Genomic DNA, 15126 nt, shown 5'->3' with positions numbered 1-15126 from the left:
AGGAAAATCCGTCGGCGTGCTGCGCCGGCGGATTTTTCATTTTGCGCTGCGCTTGGCGCGGGCTTTGCGCACGGTCGTGGTTTTCGCCACTGCCACCGGACTCCAGGCGGTCGCGAAACGCAGCGGGGGCAGGGCGAGCGCGAGGGCCTCGGCGCTCCAGCGGCGAAGTTTTGCCGGCGCCAGGCTCAGGGCCTCGGCCAGCGGTGCCGGCAGCCAGTCGGCGCCGGCCTTGCGCAGACGACAGACGCTGTCGGCGTAGCGTCCCGCTGCCCAGGTCGCCGCGACCGCCTTGGCCGTGGCGGTGACCAGTGGTTCCAGCGGCGTATAGCGCACCAGCGGACTGCTCAGACGGTCGGGCAGCCAGGTCCGCAGCACCGAACGCAGACCTTCCTGCGTCGCCAGCGGCGTCAGCACGCTTTGCGTCTGCGCGACGGCCAGGATGCCCTCGATCTCCCAGCCGGCCGGCTTGAGGCGATAGCGGCTGTAGATTTCCTTGATCAGCAGGCGTTGCAGGCGTTCGGGTGCATCGCCGCGGGCGGCATTGGTGACCGGGCGGGGCAGGAAGGGCTTGAGCAGGGGCAGGCGCTCGAGCGAGACCTGCAGCGCCGCCGCCGCACCGGCCTTGACGCAGGCGGTGTGCAGCGCGGTTTCGATACCGGTGTCCGGCAGATCGGCTTTGACGCGCGCTCGGCGCGGGCTTGCGGCTTTTCGTGTGGCCATGAGCCGAGCATAACCCGCGTGCTTGATAAACTGGAGGCAGCAGACAAGGAACCCGCATGGACTTCGACCGTTACGACCGCATTCGTCCGATCCGCTGGCAGGACCGACGCCTGTCCTTGCTCGATCAGCGCAAGCTGCCGTTCGTCGTCGAATATCTCGACTGCGCCGACAGCCATGCGGTCGCGCAGGCGATCCGCGATCTGGTGGTTCGCGGCGCACCGGCGATCGGCATTTCCGCCGCGTTCGGCGTGGTCCTGGCTGGCGAGGGCATCGCGGCCGCCAACGGGGCGCAGGCACTGGTGGCGATGGATCCGGCGATCGCCGAACTCAACGCCTCGCGTCCGACCGCCGTCAACCTGATGTGGGCGATCGCGCGCATGCGTGCGGCGCTCGCTGCCGCCGGCGGCGACTGGCGGGAGGTGATCGAGCGCGAGGCGCTGGCGATCGAGCGCGAAGACCTCGCCGCGAATCGGCACATGGGTCGCCTCGGCGCCGAACTGATCGCGCCAGGTTCCGGCGTGCTGACCCATTGCAATACCGGTTCGCTGGCGACGGCGGGATTCGGCACGGCACTGGGCGTGATCCGCGCCGGGGTGGCACTTGAACGCATCGACCGGGTCTACGCGAGCGAGACCCGTCCCTGGCTGCAAGGGGCGCGCCTGACCGTCTGGGAGCTGCTGCAGGACGGGATTCCTGCGACCCTGATCGCCGACGCCGCCGGCGCCCATCTCATGAAAACCGGCGCTGTGCAGTGGCTCGTCGTCGGCGCCGATCGCATCTGCGCCAATGGCGATACCGCCAACAAGATCGGTACCTACCATCACGCCATCGCCGCACGCCACCATGGCGTCAAGGTCATGGTGGTCGCGCCCTCGTCCACGGTCGACATGGCCACCGCGACCGGCGCGGACATCCACATCGAGGAGCGCGACGGCGCCGAGCTGCTGGCCGTTGCCGGAACGCGCACGGTCGCCGAAGGCATCACCGCGTTCAATCCGGTTTTCGACGTGACGCCGGCCGGCCTGATCGATGCCATCGTCACCGAGCGGGGCGTGATCCTGGCCCCGGACGCGGCCCGGATGGCCGCCGTTTTCGGCACCGGCTGAGCACGCCGGCGCTCCTGTTTTTCCGACCCGGAAAAGACCGGGTTTCCGATGCCCATGTCAAGCGCCTAAAGCCCTGATTTTTCGGGCCAATCCGACCCTTCCCGAGGCCGGATTCTGCTATGATTTCCTGTCGCATGAAGTACCCCGTTCCGAACCCCGGAACGGGCCTGGAAATCGTCGAATACGGAAGGTCGAATGGCAGAGCTCGCGAAGGAAATCATCCCGGTAAACCTCGAAGATGAGATGCGCAGGAGTTACCTCGATTACGCCATGAGCGTGATCGTCGGCCGCGCCCTCCCGGATGTCCGCGACGGCCTCAAGCCGGTCCATCGTCGCGTGCTTTTCGCGATGCACGAACTCGGCGCGCACTCCAACAAACCGTATTACAAGTCCGCGCGTATCGTCGGCGACGTCATCGGTAAGTACCACCCGCACGGCGACCAGTCAGTGTACGACACCCTGGTGCGCATGGCGCAGCCGTTCTCGCTGCGCTACATGCTCGTCGACGGACAGGGCAACTTCGGTTCCGTCGACGGCGACTCCGCCGCCGCGATGCGTTACACCGAAGCGCGTATGGCGCGCCTCACGCACCAGCTGATGGCCGACATCGACAAGGAGACCGTCGATTTCCAGCCCAACTACGACGAGAAGGAACTCGAGCCGACGGTCATGCCGACGCGCGTGCCGAACCTGCTCATCAACGGTTCCGCCGGCATCGCGGTCGGCATGGCGACCAACATCCCGCCGCACAATCTCAGCGAAGTCATCAGCGCGACCATCGCGCTCATCGACGATCCGGACGCCACCATCGGCGACCTGATGCTGCATATCCCGGGTCCGGATTTCCCGACCGCGGGCATCATCAACGGCTCCGCCGGCATCCATGCGGCGTATCACACCGGCCGCGGCCGCGTGCGCATGAAGGCGCGCGCCGACATCGAGGTCAACGAGGACAACGGCCGCGAGTCGATCATCGTTACCGAGCTGCCGTACCAGGTGAACAAGGCACGTCTGATCGAGAAGATCGCCGAGCTGGTCAAGGAAAAGAAGATCGAGGGCATCACCGAGCTGCGCGACGAGTCCGACAAGGACGGCATGCGCATCTACATCGAGGTCAAGCGCAACGAGTCGGCCGAGGTCGTGCTCAACAACCTGTACCTGCAGACGCCGATGGAATCGGTGTTCGGCATCAATATGGTCGCGCTGGTCGACGGTCGCCCGCAGGTGCTCAACCTCAAGCAGATCCTCGAAGCCTTCATCCGCCACCGCCGTGAAGTGGTCACCCGCCGCACTATCTTCGAGCTGCGCAAGGCCCGTGCGCGCGCGCATATCCTCGAAGGCCTGACGGTCGCGCTGGCCAACATCGACGAAATGATCGAGCTGATCAAGACGTCCGAGAGCCCGCAGGTCGCCAAGGACCGCATGCTCGCCAAGAACTGGGAACCCGGTCTGGTGCGCGCATTGCTCGGCGCCGCCGGTGCCGACGCCTCGCGTCCAGAAGACCTGCTGCGCGACTTCGGTCTGCAGAGCGACGGCTACCGTCTCTCGGAAGTGCAGGCCAAGGAAATCCTGGAAATGCGCCTGAACCGCCTCACCGGGCTGGAACAGGAAAAGCTCACCGACGAATACAAGCAGCTGCTGGAGACGATCGCCGGCCTGATCCGCATCCTCGAGAATCCCGACGTGTTGCTCGACGTGATCCGCACCGAGCTGCGCAGCCTCAAGGAAGAATTCGGCGACGATCGCCGCACCGAGATCCGTCCGGGCGAAGAGGATCTGGACATCCTCGACCTGATCGCTTCGGAAGACGTCGTGGTGACGCTCTCGCATTCGGGCTATGCCAAGCGTCAGCCGACCTCGGCCTATCGCGCGCAGAAGCGCGGCGGCAAGGGTCGTTCGGCGACGGCGATGAAGGAAGAGGATTTCATCGACCGCCTGTGGGTGGTCAATACGCATGACACGCTGCTGACCTTCACCAGCGCCGGTCGCGTGTTCTGGCTCAAGGTCTACCAGTTGCCGGATGCGGGTCCGAACTCGCGCGGCCGTCCGATCATCAACTGGATTCCGCTGCAGGAAGGCGAGAAGGTGCAGGCGGTGCTGCCGGTACGCGAATTCAGCGCCGATCAGTTCGTGTTCTTCGCCACGCGCGACGGCACGGTCAAGAAGACGCCCCTGTCGGAATACTCGCGTCCGCGCGCGAGCGGTATCTGGGCGATCAATCTCGACGACGGCGATGGTCTGGTCGATGTGCAGCTGACCAATGGCGAACGCGACATCATGCTGTTCGCCTCGAACGGCAAGGCCGTGCGCTTCGATGAAACCGAAGTGCGCTCGATGGGTCGCACCGCCACCGGCGTGCGCGGCATGCGCCTGGTCGAAACCGAGGGCGTGCCGGTACCGAAGGTCGTCAGCCTGATCGTCGTCGACGGCGAGGGCGACATCCTCACCGCCTCGCAGAACGGCTTTGGCAAGCGCACCCCGGTGTCCGAGTACCCACGCAAGGGCCGCGGCACCCAGGGCGTCATCGCGATCGCGACCAGCGAGCGCAACGGTTCCCTGGTCGGCGCGATCCAGCTGACCGAGCAGAACGAAATCCTGCTGATCTCCGACCAGGGAACCCTGGTGCGTACGCGCGCGTCGGAAGTCTCGCAGGTCGGCCGCAACACCCAGGGCGTCACCCTGATGCGTGTGGCCGAGGGCGAAAAGCTGATCGCGGTGGAGAGTCTGGACCTCATCGTCGATGTCGACGATGCCGCCCCGGATGCCGTCGTCGACGAGACCCAGGCCGGCGACGCCGTCTGACCTGCGCCTCCCGTTCGTGACCCGCAATCGCGCCCGCCCGGCGCGATCGCGGTCGCGGTTGGACCACCTGCTTCCCGGTAACTGCCCGCAAGGCGCATGGATTTTTCACGCGGCTTGCGCCTAAGCTTGCGGCAAGTCTCCCGGGGTTCCCATGCACGACATCCGATTCTTCCTGCGCCCGGCGATGATCTTGCTGGGGCTGCTGTTTCTCGCCCCGACCCTTTCCCATGCCGACCAGTCGCTGCCCGCGACGGCCGACAGCAACCGCATTTCCGCTGCGCGCGACAAGGTGCTGCCCGTCGTCGTGAGCATCCTCACGGTGCGTCAGGACTATCGCCAGGGCGAACCCTCGCTGAGCGTGTCCAGCGGCAGCGGCACCGTGGTCAGTGCGCAGGGCCACATCGCTACCAATGCGCACGTCACCCAGAACGGCAAATCCTTCCGCGTCGTGTTCGCCGACGGTCGCGAGCTGCCGGCGAAACTCGTCGGCACCGACACATTGTCGGATCTGGCCGTGTTGCAGGTGCAGTCGCCGCGTCCGGAGACCTTCGCCTACGCCGAATTCGCGACCTCGCTCGACATCAAGCCCGGCGATACCGTGCTGGCGATGGGCGCGCCCTGGGGCCTGTCCAATTCGATGAGTGCCGGCGTCGTCAACAATCCGCGCCGCCTGCTGGTTTCCCTGTTCGACGATGAGGCCGAGTACGAAGACAGCCTGGGTGAAGACGAGCCGACCGGTCGCTATTACGCCTGGATCCAGCACGACGCGGCGATCGCGCCGGGCAATTCCGGCGGCCCGCTGGTGGATCTGAGCGGCCGCATAGTCGGCGTCAATACGCGCGGCATGATCGTCGGCGGCGACCTCGCGTTCGCGATTCCTGGTCCGGAGGCGGGCAGTGTGGTTCGCGCGCTCATCGACAAAGGCAGCGTCAGCCGCGTTTCGCTCGGGTTTCGCCTGCGTTCGCTCAAGGGCACCGGCTTCAGCCATGGCGTGCTGGTCAATGCGGTCGAACGCGATTCGCCGCCGGAGAAAGCCGGCCTTCGTGCCGGCGACCGCATTCTCAAGCTCAACGGCGAAGCGATCGACGCACCGCAGCCGATCGACTTGCCGGCCCTGCAAAAGCACATCGCCGAACTGCCGGTGAATTCGGCCGTGCGCATCGAAGTCGAACGCGACGGCAAGCGCCGCGACATCGAACTCAAGGCCACCGCGCAGACGCGCGAACGCGGCGACGAAAACGCGGTGCCGCCGTTGGGCATTTCCGCGTCCGAACTCACGGCAGCGATGGGCCGCCGACGTAATCTCGACGATGCTGCCGGCCTGCTCGTCACCGGCGTGCGTCCAGGCGGACCGGCCGCCGTGGCGCGCCCGGAATTGGCGGCTGGCGACGTGATCCGGCGCATCGATGGCAAACCGGTCAATTCGCTGGCCGATCTCTCCAGCGCGCTGCGCCCCGGCGCCGAAGTCAAACCGCTCATCGTGCAAAGCGAGCGTGACGGCGCGCAGCGTCTGAGTCTGCTCACGCCCGTGTTCGGCGACCAGGCGCGCACGCCATTGCCCGAGTTGCCGAAAGCCTGGGTCGGCGTGGAAGTGCAGCCGTTCACCACCTCCCTGGCGCGCGAAATCGGCCTGCCCGGGCCGGGCTACCGCATTTCCCGCTTGTATCCGGGCAGTCCGCTGGCGAAGGCCGGCGCGAAAGTCGGCGACCTGCTGGTGTCGGTCGACGGCGAGCCGCTCAAGCCCAACAACGAAACTTCGTCGGAAGGCTTCGACCAGCGCGTGCACGATCTGTCGCTCGACAGTCGCTCGCGTTTCTCGGCGCTGCGCGACGGCAAGACGATCGAATTCGACGTCGGGTTGTTGCCGTCGCCGGTCGATACCTCCGGCCTGCGCACGCTCGCGGTTGCCGGCTTGCGCGCGCAGCTGCGCGAACTGGGTTTCTACGATCGCGTCGCGCTCAAGCTGCCGATGGATCGCAGTGGCGTGATCATCGATGGCGTCGAAAGCGGTGGCGCCGCGGGTCTGGCGCATCTCAAGCGCGGCGATGTCATCATCCAGCTCGGCGACCGTCTGGTCAGCACGCCCGATGAACTGTCGAAAGCACTCGATCATTCGCTCGCGGCCGTCGACGGCGGTCTCATTCCCTTGCAGGTGATTCGCGGCAGCCAGACGCGCATCCTCTATCTCGAACGCTACTGGCTCAAGGCCGACGCTCCGGAGTCCCGATGAAATCCGTTTCGCTGTTCGTGTTGCTCGCGTTGTCCGTGCTTTCGCCGCTGCGCGTTTCCGCTGCCGAGGTCGAGGACTACCGGCAGATCTACAAGGACCTCACCGCGCGCCATGCGCAGTCCGTGGTCACCGTGAAGTTCGTGATGTCGGTCAACAGCTCCGGCAAGGAAGAGCGCATCGAGGATCGCACGCAGGCCTTGCTGGTCGGCGCGAACGGCCTGCTGCTCGTGCCCGATCGCGCGGTCAGCATGGATTTCGGTGCGTTCATGCCCAGCGGCGGCGGGCAGGGCGCGGCGCCGGTCGCCAAGTCCAGCGATTTCCGCGTGCGTTTGCCCGGCAGCGACGACTGGTTGCCGGCCGATCTGGTCACGCGCGACAGCCAGCTCGGTCTGGCCTGGCTGCGACTGCGGCAGCCGCCGGCGGGGCTGAGCTTCGTGAATCTGTCCGACGGCATTCGTGCCGAGCCGGGCATGGTGTTCTTCTCGCTGCTGCGCACGTCGGACGAGTGGGGCGGCGTACCGGTGTTCCGCCCTGGATTCGTCATGGGCGAAACGCGCACGCCGAAAACCGTGTTGCTCGTCGATGGCGTGCCCGGCATGGCGTTTTCCGCTGACGGGCATCCGATGGGCTATGTCGATATCGATTTTGGTCGCTTGATGCGCTCTTCGCGAAACGGCGGCAGCGGTCTGGGCCTGGATGTGGCCGATACCGCGATGCAGATGACACCGATCGACAAGGTGGCTTCCGCGACCGCCCAGGCGGCGAAACTGCCGGTCGTGGCGAGCGGCAAGTAACTGATTTCAAGAAAGTCATTGATAAATAACGAAAAAATAACCGCAGTTAAAATTCCATTAAAAACGTGGCCGGGTTGCAAGACTCGGCACGTTCGTCTGGGCAGTCCCCGGAGGTGCCACCATGTTCCATTCCCGAACCCAACGTCGCATAGCGGCGTTTTTTGTTGCCTGCGTTTTGGTCGTCAGCGGTCTGACCGGATGCAAGCGCGACGCCAACCAGGTCCCCGAGTTGCAGCCCGGTCAGGCGGCCGTGGACTTGCGCGAAAAGGTCGTCGGATTCGGGCTGGTCTCCGCGGGACGCGGCGAAGAGAACGGGGACGCCGCCATCGAGCTTGAGTTCTCGCAGGCGCTGGCGAGTTCGCAGGATTTCGATCAGCTGCTGGTGGTCAAGGGGCCGAAGGGCGAACTGATCAAGGGCAGCTGGGTGCTCTCCAGCGACGGCAAGACGCTGCGCTTTCCTTATGTCGAAGCGAGCGAAACCTATTCGGTGCTGATCCGCGCCGCCCTCACCGCCGCGGACGGCAAGATCCTGGGCAAGGACGACGAACGTAAGATCTTCACCGGGCCGATGGAGCCCGCTGTCGGCTTCGCCTCGCAAGGCAGTGTGCTGCCGGCGAAGGAAAGCCGCGGCCTGCCGGTGGTGTCGGTGAACGTGCCGGAAGTGGACGTCGAATTCTTCCGCGTGCGCGACAGCGAAGTCGCCAAGTTCTTCGCCGAATACCAGCGCGGCGGTCGTCGCAGCGGCTGGCAGCTCGACGAGGGCGATTACGAAAGCGAGTCGCGTGCCTCGATCCGCGAATACGCCGATTCGGTCTACCTCAATCGTTTCGTGCTCGGTGGCGCGCAGAACGAACGCCGTCTGACCTATCTGCCGCTCAAGGACATCAGCCAGCTGCAGGGCGCCGGCCTGTATTTCGCCGTCATGAAGCCGGTCGCGAAGTTCGACAGCGAATATGAGACGGCGATCTTCTACGTCAGCGACATCGGCCTGCACGTGCGCGCCTACAAGGACAACATCTACGTCCACACCGCCTCTCTGAAGTCCGGTGAAGCGCTGGGCGACGTCACCCTGTCCGCGCTCGATCGCAAGGGCGAGACGACGCTCAAGGCGACGACCGACTCCAACGGCGACGCGCTCGTCGCCTACAAGCTCAATGCCGAGCAGGTGCTGATCGCGCGCCGCGGCAACGACGTGTCAATGCTGGCGTTCAACCAGCCGGCGCTGGACCTCTCCGAGTTCGACGTGTCCGGCCGCGAACAGGCCTGGTTCGATGTCTTCGCCTGGTCCGGTCGCGACCTGTACCGCCCCGGTGAAACCCTGCGCATCTCGGCCCTGATGCGCAATTTCGACGGCAAGCCGGTCAAGGCGCAGCCGCTGTTCCTGAGCCTGAAGCAACCCGATGGCAAGGTGTTCATCGAATCGCAGCTCACGCCGCGCGAAGCCGGCTATTTCGAATGGCAGCAGGCCTTGCCGCCCGATGCGCCGACCGGCAACTGGCAGGTCGAATTCCGTACCGCGCCGGGCGCGGGCGATGTGGTGCAGGGCATGAAGCTGCACATCGAGGAGTTCCTGCCCGAGCGCATGAAGCTCGACCTCAATTCCGCCCAGGCGACGATCAAGCCGGGCGAAGCGCTCAAGCTCGACGTGACCGCCGCGTATCTGTACGGCGCGCCGGCCTCGGAGAACCGTTTCACCGCGCGCATGGGCGTGGTGACCGAGCAGCATCCGGTCGAGAAGTACCCGGACCATTTCTTCGGCGATCCGACCCTGTCGTTGCCGAAGAAACCCGAGGACGTCATCGACACCGCACTCGATGCGCAAGGCAAGCTTAGCTACGCGCTGAAGCTGCCCGACGAGGTCAAGAACACGGCGCCCGTATCGGTGATCGTGACCGGCAGCGTGTATGAAACCGGCGGTCGACCGGTCAGCCGCAGCCTCAAGCGCACGTTCTGGCCGGCGCCGGTGCTGGTCGGCGTCCGTCCGCTGTTCGACGCCAAGGAATCGGCTCCGTACGACAGCACGGTCGGCTTCGAGATCATCCGCAGCATGGCCGACGGCCGTCTGCAGGCCGCGAGCAATCTTTCCGTGAGCCTGGTGCGCGAGGAGCGCAACTATCACTGGACCTATGACAGCGACCATTGGGGCTACGACTACACGTCCACCTTCAAGACGGTCGAGACCAAAACCGTCGCCGCGCGCGCCGAGGGCGCCGCCCGCGTCGACTTCACCGTCGAATGGGGCGAATACCGCGTCGAAGTGAAGGATCCGGCGACCGGCCTGGTCACGCGTTTCCCGTTCGTCGCCGGTTGGGACTGGGATAACCAGAACCGCGGCCTCGACGCGCGCCCCGACAAGGTCAAGCTCGCGATCGACCGGACCGGCTATCGCGCCGGCGACAAGGTCAAGGTCACCGTGACGCCGCCGCATCCGGGCCCGGGCGTGCTGATCGTCGAAAGCGATCATCTGCTGCACACGCAGCCGATCGATGCCAAGGCCGGTGCGACCTTCGAACTCACGGTCACCAAAGACTGGGAGCGCCACGACGTCTACATCACTGCGCTGGTGTTCCGCGGCGGTTCGGCGGTCGAGAAAGTCACGCCCGCGCGCGCGGTCGGTGTCGTGCACGTGCCCATGGTGCGCGCCGATCGCCGGGTTGCGGTGACGGTGACCGCGCCCAAGCTCAGCCGTCCCGAGCAGGCGCTGCCGATCACGATCAAGGCGCCGCAACTGGCCGGCAAGAAGGCCTGGGTCACGGTCTCCGCCGTCGACATCGGCATTCTCAACATCACGCGTTTCCCGGTGCCCGATGCCGCGAGTCATTTCTTCGCGCAGCGTCGCCTGGGTGTCGATGCCTATGACATCTACGGTCGCGTCATCGAGAGTTTCGAAGGCGATACCGCCTCGCTGAAGTTCGGCGGCGACATGGCACTGCAAGCCTTGCCGCAGGCGAAGCGTCCGACTGCCAAGGTGCAGACGGTGGATCTGTACGCCGGCCCGGTCGTGCTCAATGCGCGCGGCGAAGCCCAGGTCAGCGTGAACGTGCCCGACTTCAACGGCACCTTGCGCGTGTCGGCTCTTGTCTACAGCCAGGACCAGTACGGGCAGGGCAGTACGGAAAGCGTGCTGCGTGCGCCGGTACTCGCCGAGATCAGCGCGCCGCGCGCGCTCGCGCCCGGTGATCGCAGCATGCTGACGCTGGACGTGCAGAACTTCACCGGTCGCATCGCCGAGTTCAACGTCGCCATCGACACCGACGGCCCGCTGGACGTGGCCAATGGCCGCCGCAAGTTCACGCTCGGTGCCGAGGGCAAGAACACGCTGACCTTCCCGCTCGCGGGCGGGCAGGGCTTCGGCCTGGGCACGATCAAGCTCAAGGTCACCGGCGGCGGTCACACCGTCAATCGCAGCTTCGAGATTCCGGTGCGTCCGGCCTGGGGCGGTGTCGCGCGTTCGCGTCTGCAGACGCTGACGTCGGGGCAGGGGCTCACGGTCGGCACCGAGATCGCCGATGGTCTGATGCCGGGCACGGTCAATGCCCGTGTCACCGTCAGCACCTTGCCGCCGATTCCATTCGCCCAGGTGCTCGACGACATCCTCAAGTATCCGTACGGCTGCGCCGAGCAGACGACGACGCGTGGCTACGCGGCGCTGCTGCTCGACGCCGAGACCGCTGCGCGCATGGGCTTCAAGGGGCTGACGCCGGATGATCGCCGCCACCGCCTGGAAGGCGCCTTCAGCCGTCTGGCCTCGATGCAGACCAGCAGCGGACATTTCTCGCTCTGGGGCGGCGATTCCGAGGCGTATCCGATCCTCACGCCGTACATCACCGAGTTCCTGCTCGATGCCCGCGACGCCGGCTTCGCCGTGCCCGAAGGCATGTTGCAGAAAGCGCTGACGCGTCTGAACGAGGATCTGCTGACCAGCAGCTCGCCGTTCTACGGCTATGACTATCGCGACAACCTGCGCTTCGCCTACCAGGCGCATGCCGGCTACGTGCTGGCACGCGTCAACCGGGCACCGCTGGGCACGCTGCGTGCGCTGTACGACAACGATCGCGCCAAGGCCAAGACGCCGCTGGCGATGATGCACCTCGGCCTGGCCCTGACGCTGCAAGGCGACCAGGCGCGCGGCAAGAAGGCGCTGGCAGAGGCGTTCAAGATGAAGGACGACCGCCCGTACTACTACGGCGACTACGGCACCAGCATCCGCGACGAGGCCCTGATCGTGATGCTGGCCAAGCGTCACAAGCTGAACCTGCCGCAGGCCGATGCGCGTCTGCTCTCGTTGTCGCGCAACCTCAGCGCGCGCGCCAGCGAACGCTACGTTTGGTACAGCACGCAGGAACAGATCGCGCTGGCCCGCCTGGGCAAGACGCTCGCCAACACGATGGACCAGGAACGCGTGTTCCAGGGCGACTACAGCATCGGCAGCGCGCAGACCAAGCTCACGCCCGATCGCATCGCCAGCCAGAGCCTGAGTTATGCCGATCTCGCGGCTGGCGTGCGCTACAACCTGCAATCGACCGGTGCGCTGTATGCGACGGTGGAAGTCGCAGGCATTCCGCGCACGCGTCCGGCGGTCAGCGACGGCAAGATCCGCGTCCTGCGCAGCTACTACAACACCGACGGCACGCCCTGGAAGGGCGGCACCCTGCGCGAGGGTCAGCCCCTGATCGTCGAGCTGAAGATCGAGTCGCGCGAAAGCGTGCCCGATGCGTTGGTCGTCGACCTGCTGCCGGCGGGCCTGGAGATCGAGAACCTGAACCTGACGCCGGCCGAACAATGGGCCGACATCACCGTCGACGGCGTGTCTCTCGACGAGCGCGGCAGCCAGGCAACGATCGTGCACGAGGAGTATCGCGACGACCGCTATGTCGCTGCCGTCAAGCTCTCCTACGACACGGCCAAACTGTTCTATCTGGTGCGCGCTGTGACGCCGGGCACGTACGTGGTGCCGCCGCCGCAGGTCGAGGATATGTATCGTCCCGAACTGCGTGCTGTCGGTCGCACCACGGTGGAAAACATCACCGTCGTCCAACCTTGAGACTTGGTTTTCCGCGGGGATGACGTTCGCGTCGTCCCCGCGGCCTTCGACTTCCCTCCATGTCCCTTCCTCCGTTCCATGCCCGCCGCTGGCGCCGCCGCGCCGCCCACGCCGGTGTTTGCCTGTTGTTGTTCGCGGTTTTCGTGTTCTGTCTCGATCGCTTGTTTCCCTTGCCCTTGCCCGACCGTCACGACGCCAGCGTGATCGTGACGGCAAGCGACGGCACGCCACTGCGTGCCTTCGCGGCGGATAACGGCGTGTGGCGATATCCGGTCAAGGTCGACGACGTGTCACCCCTTTACGTGCAGGCCTTGATCGGTTACGAGGACCGCTGGTTCTGGCGGCATCCGGGTGTCAATCCGGTCGCACTGGTACGCGCGGCCGGACAGTGGATCGGCAACGGCCGCATCATCTCCGGGGGCTCGACGCTGAGCATGCAGGTCGCGCGCATCATCGAGCCGCAACCGCGCAGCGGCTGGGGCAAGATTCGTCAGATGCTGCGCGCGCTGCAGCTGGAGCTGCATTGTTCCAAGACCGAAATCCTGACCATCTATCTCAACCATGCGCCCTTCGGCGGCACCATCGAAGGCGTGGAGGCCGCGAGCTGGGCGTATCTGGGCAAGTCCTCGCGCAAGCTCTCGCCGGCGGAAGCGGCGTTGCTCGCCGTGTTGCCGCAGTCGCCGAGCCGTCTGCGTCCGGACCGGCACAGCGAAGCCGCGCGTCTGGCGCGCGACAAGGTGCTCGCGCGCATGGCTGCACAGGGCGACTGGAGCGAGGCGGAAGTGCACGACGCCTTGATCGAGCCGGTGGTGTCGCGTCGTCTGGAACCGCCGATGCTCGCACCCTTGCTGGCCGAGCGACTGCGCAACGCCAATCCGGGCAAGACCGAAGTCCGCAGCACGATCGACCCCGATCTGCAGCGCATGCTCGAAGAACGCGTTTCCGCCTATTTTTCCCGCTTGCCCGAGCGCAGTTCGGCCGCCTTGCTGGTCGTCGACAATCACACGCTCGAGGCGCGCGCCTATGTCGGCTCGCTGGCCTTCGGTGAAGAGGCAAGCCTGGGGCATGTCGACATGGTGCAGGCGACGCGCTCGCCGGGCTCGACGCTCAAGCCTTTCCTCTATGGCCTGGCGATGGACGATGGCCTGATCCATTCCGAAAGCCTGCTGATCGACGCACCGCAAAGTTTCGGCGACTACCGTCCGTCCAATTTCGATCCGAATTTCAACGGGCCGGTGTCCGCATCCGACGCCTTGCGACTGTCACTGAACGTGCCGGCGGTGGATCTGCTCGACCGGCTCGGGCCGGAGCGTTTCTCCGCGCGCCTGGCGCATGCCGGTGTGCAACTGCGTCTGCCGACCGGCGCCAAACCCAATCTATCGATCATTCTCGGCGGTACCGGTGTCTCGCTCGAACAACTTGTAGGCGCCTACGTCGCGCTCAATCGCGAGGGACTGGCCGGCCGCGTCAATTACACGCCCGGGCAGGTCCCCGGGGCGCGACGTCTGCTGTCGCCGGGCGCGGCATGGATCATTCGCGAGGTCCTGGAAAAGCACGAGCGCGACGGCCTGAGCGAGGACACGTTCGATACTGGCAGCCAGCAACGCGTGGCCTGGAAAACCGGAACGAGTTACGGCTTCCGCGATGCCTGGGCGCTCGGCAGCACGGCCGATTTCACCATCGGCGTTTGGGTCGGTCGGCCCGATGGCACGCCGATGCCCGGTCAGTACGGTGCGGTCACGGCCTTGCCCTTGCTGTTCGAGGTTGTCGACAGTTTGCCGCGCAACCGGCATGTCGCGACGCGACGTGCGCCGCCACCGGACGTACGCCGGCTCGATATCTGCTGGCCGCTTGGTCTGGCCGACGATCCCGCGCATCCGGAACTGTGCCGCGAAAAACGCGATGCCTGGGCCTTGACTGGCAGTCTGCCGCCGACCTTGCCCGAGCGCGACGCGCGCCTGTGGAGTTCCGGCCGTCTGGTTGTCGAAGTGGATGCGACGAGCGGGAAGCGCATCGCCGGCGCGTGTTCGCAGACGCATGCCACGCGGTCGATGGCGATCGCGCGCTGGCCCAGTCTCGCCTATCCGTGGTTGCCGATGGCGCAGCGCAAGGCCGCGGAAATTCCCGCGCTGTCGCCTGATTGCAGCGGCGATGCGCTGACCGCGATGGAGTCGCTGCGCATCGAAGGTCCGAGCAACGGCAGTGCGATCGCGCGGGCGCCCAACAGCGCCTTGCCGCCGCAAGTGCGGCTGCGCGCGCTCGGTACCAGCCGTCGCGTGCGCTGGCTGGTCAATGGTCAGCTTGTCGGCGAGAGCGTCGGCAGTGCCGGTTTTTCGCATGCGTTCGCCGAACCGGGCGATCAGCGCATCACCGCGATGGCCGAGTCCGGTGCCTGGGCGGAACTGCAACTGCGGGTCCTGCGCTGAGCAA

At 65.9% G+C, this 15126-nt stretch carries 7 protein-coding genes; 6 read left to right on the top strand and 1 reads right to left on the bottom strand.

Annotated features, from left to right (window positions below):
- Window positions 1-36: 36 nt before the first annotated feature.
- Entirely contained in the window at window positions 37-720 is a 684-nt protein-coding gene (locus G467_RS0106090) for a hypothetical protein (protein ID WP_022968847.1), read from the bottom strand.
- A 56-nt stretch (window positions 721-776) separates the two neighbouring features.
- On the opposite strand from G467_RS0106090, the gene mtnA reads away from it, so the two are divergent.
- The 6 genes from mtnA (at window position 777) to pbpC (ending at window position 15122) form a co-directional block, all read left to right on the top strand.
- Window positions 777-1826 carry an S-methyl-5-thioribose-1-phosphate isomerase gene (gene mtnA, locus G467_RS0106085; RefSeq protein WP_022968846.1) on the top strand — a complete coding sequence of 350 codons (1050 nt, stop codon included), beginning with the start codon at window positions 777-779 and terminating at the stop codon, window positions 1824-1826.
- A gap of 195 nt (window positions 1827-2021) precedes the next feature.
- Entirely contained in the window at window positions 2022-4628 is a 2607-nt protein-coding gene (gene gyrA, locus G467_RS0106080) for a DNA gyrase subunit A (protein ID WP_022968845.1), read from the top strand.
- Window positions 4629-4779: 151 nt separating this feature from the next.
- Window positions 4780-6858, top strand: a complete 2079-nt coding sequence (locus G467_RS15645) for a PDZ domain-containing protein (protein ID WP_022968844.1) — start codon at window positions 4780-4782, stop codon at window positions 6856-6858.
- A complete protein-coding gene (locus G467_RS0106070) occupies window positions 6855-7652 on the top strand; it encodes a hypothetical protein (RefSeq protein WP_022968843.1) in 798 nt (265 codons plus the stop codon). The genes G467_RS15645 and G467_RS0106070 overlap by 4 nt, the downstream gene beginning before the upstream one ends.
- A gap of 121 nt (window positions 7653-7773) precedes the next feature.
- Window positions 7774-12696, top strand: a complete 4923-nt coding sequence (locus tag G467_RS0106065; protein ID WP_033397402.1) for an alpha-2-macroglobulin family protein — start codon at window positions 7774-7776, stop codon at window positions 12694-12696.
- A 59-nt stretch (window positions 12697-12755) separates the two neighbouring features.
- A complete protein-coding gene (gene pbpC, locus G467_RS0106060; RefSeq protein ID WP_022968841.1) occupies window positions 12756-15122 on the top strand; it encodes a penicillin-binding protein 1C in 2367 nt (788 codons plus the stop codon).
- Window positions 15123-15126 lie beyond the last annotated feature (4 nt).

The organism is Arenimonas oryziterrae DSM 21050 = YC6267 (genome assembly GCF_000420545.1).
Lineage (GTDB): Bacteria > Pseudomonadota > Gammaproteobacteria > Xanthomonadales > Xanthomonadaceae > Arenimonas > Arenimonas oryziterrae.
This window is presented reverse-complemented; position numbering and strand designations above follow the sequence as displayed.

Excerpts from the sequence above, each read along its gene's own strand:
- G467_RS0106090 (WP_022968847.1), bottom strand. The coding sequence starts at position 720 with ATGGCCACACGAAAAGCCGCAAGCCCGCGCCGAGCGCGCGTCAAAGCC.
- mtnA (WP_022968846.1), top strand. The coding sequence starts at position 777 with ATGGACTTCGACCGTTACGACCGCATTCGTCCGATCCGCTGGCAGGAC.
- gyrA (WP_022968845.1), top strand. The coding sequence starts at position 2,022 with ATGGCAGAGCTCGCGAAGGAAATCATCCCGGTAAACCTCGAAGATGAG.
- G467_RS15645 (WP_022968844.1), top strand. The coding sequence starts at position 4,780 with ATGCACGACATCCGATTCTTCCTGCGCCCGGCGATGATCTTGCTGGGG.
- G467_RS0106070 (WP_022968843.1), top strand. The coding sequence starts at position 6,855 with ATGAAATCCGTTTCGCTGTTCGTGTTGCTCGCGTTGTCCGTGCTTTCG.
- G467_RS0106065 (WP_033397402.1), top strand. The coding sequence starts at position 7,774 with ATGTTCCATTCCCGAACCCAACGTCGCATAGCGGCGTTTTTTGTTGCC.
- pbpC (WP_022968841.1), top strand. The coding sequence starts at position 12,756 with ATGTCCCTTCCTCCGTTCCATGCCCGCCGCTGGCGCCGCCGCGCCGCC.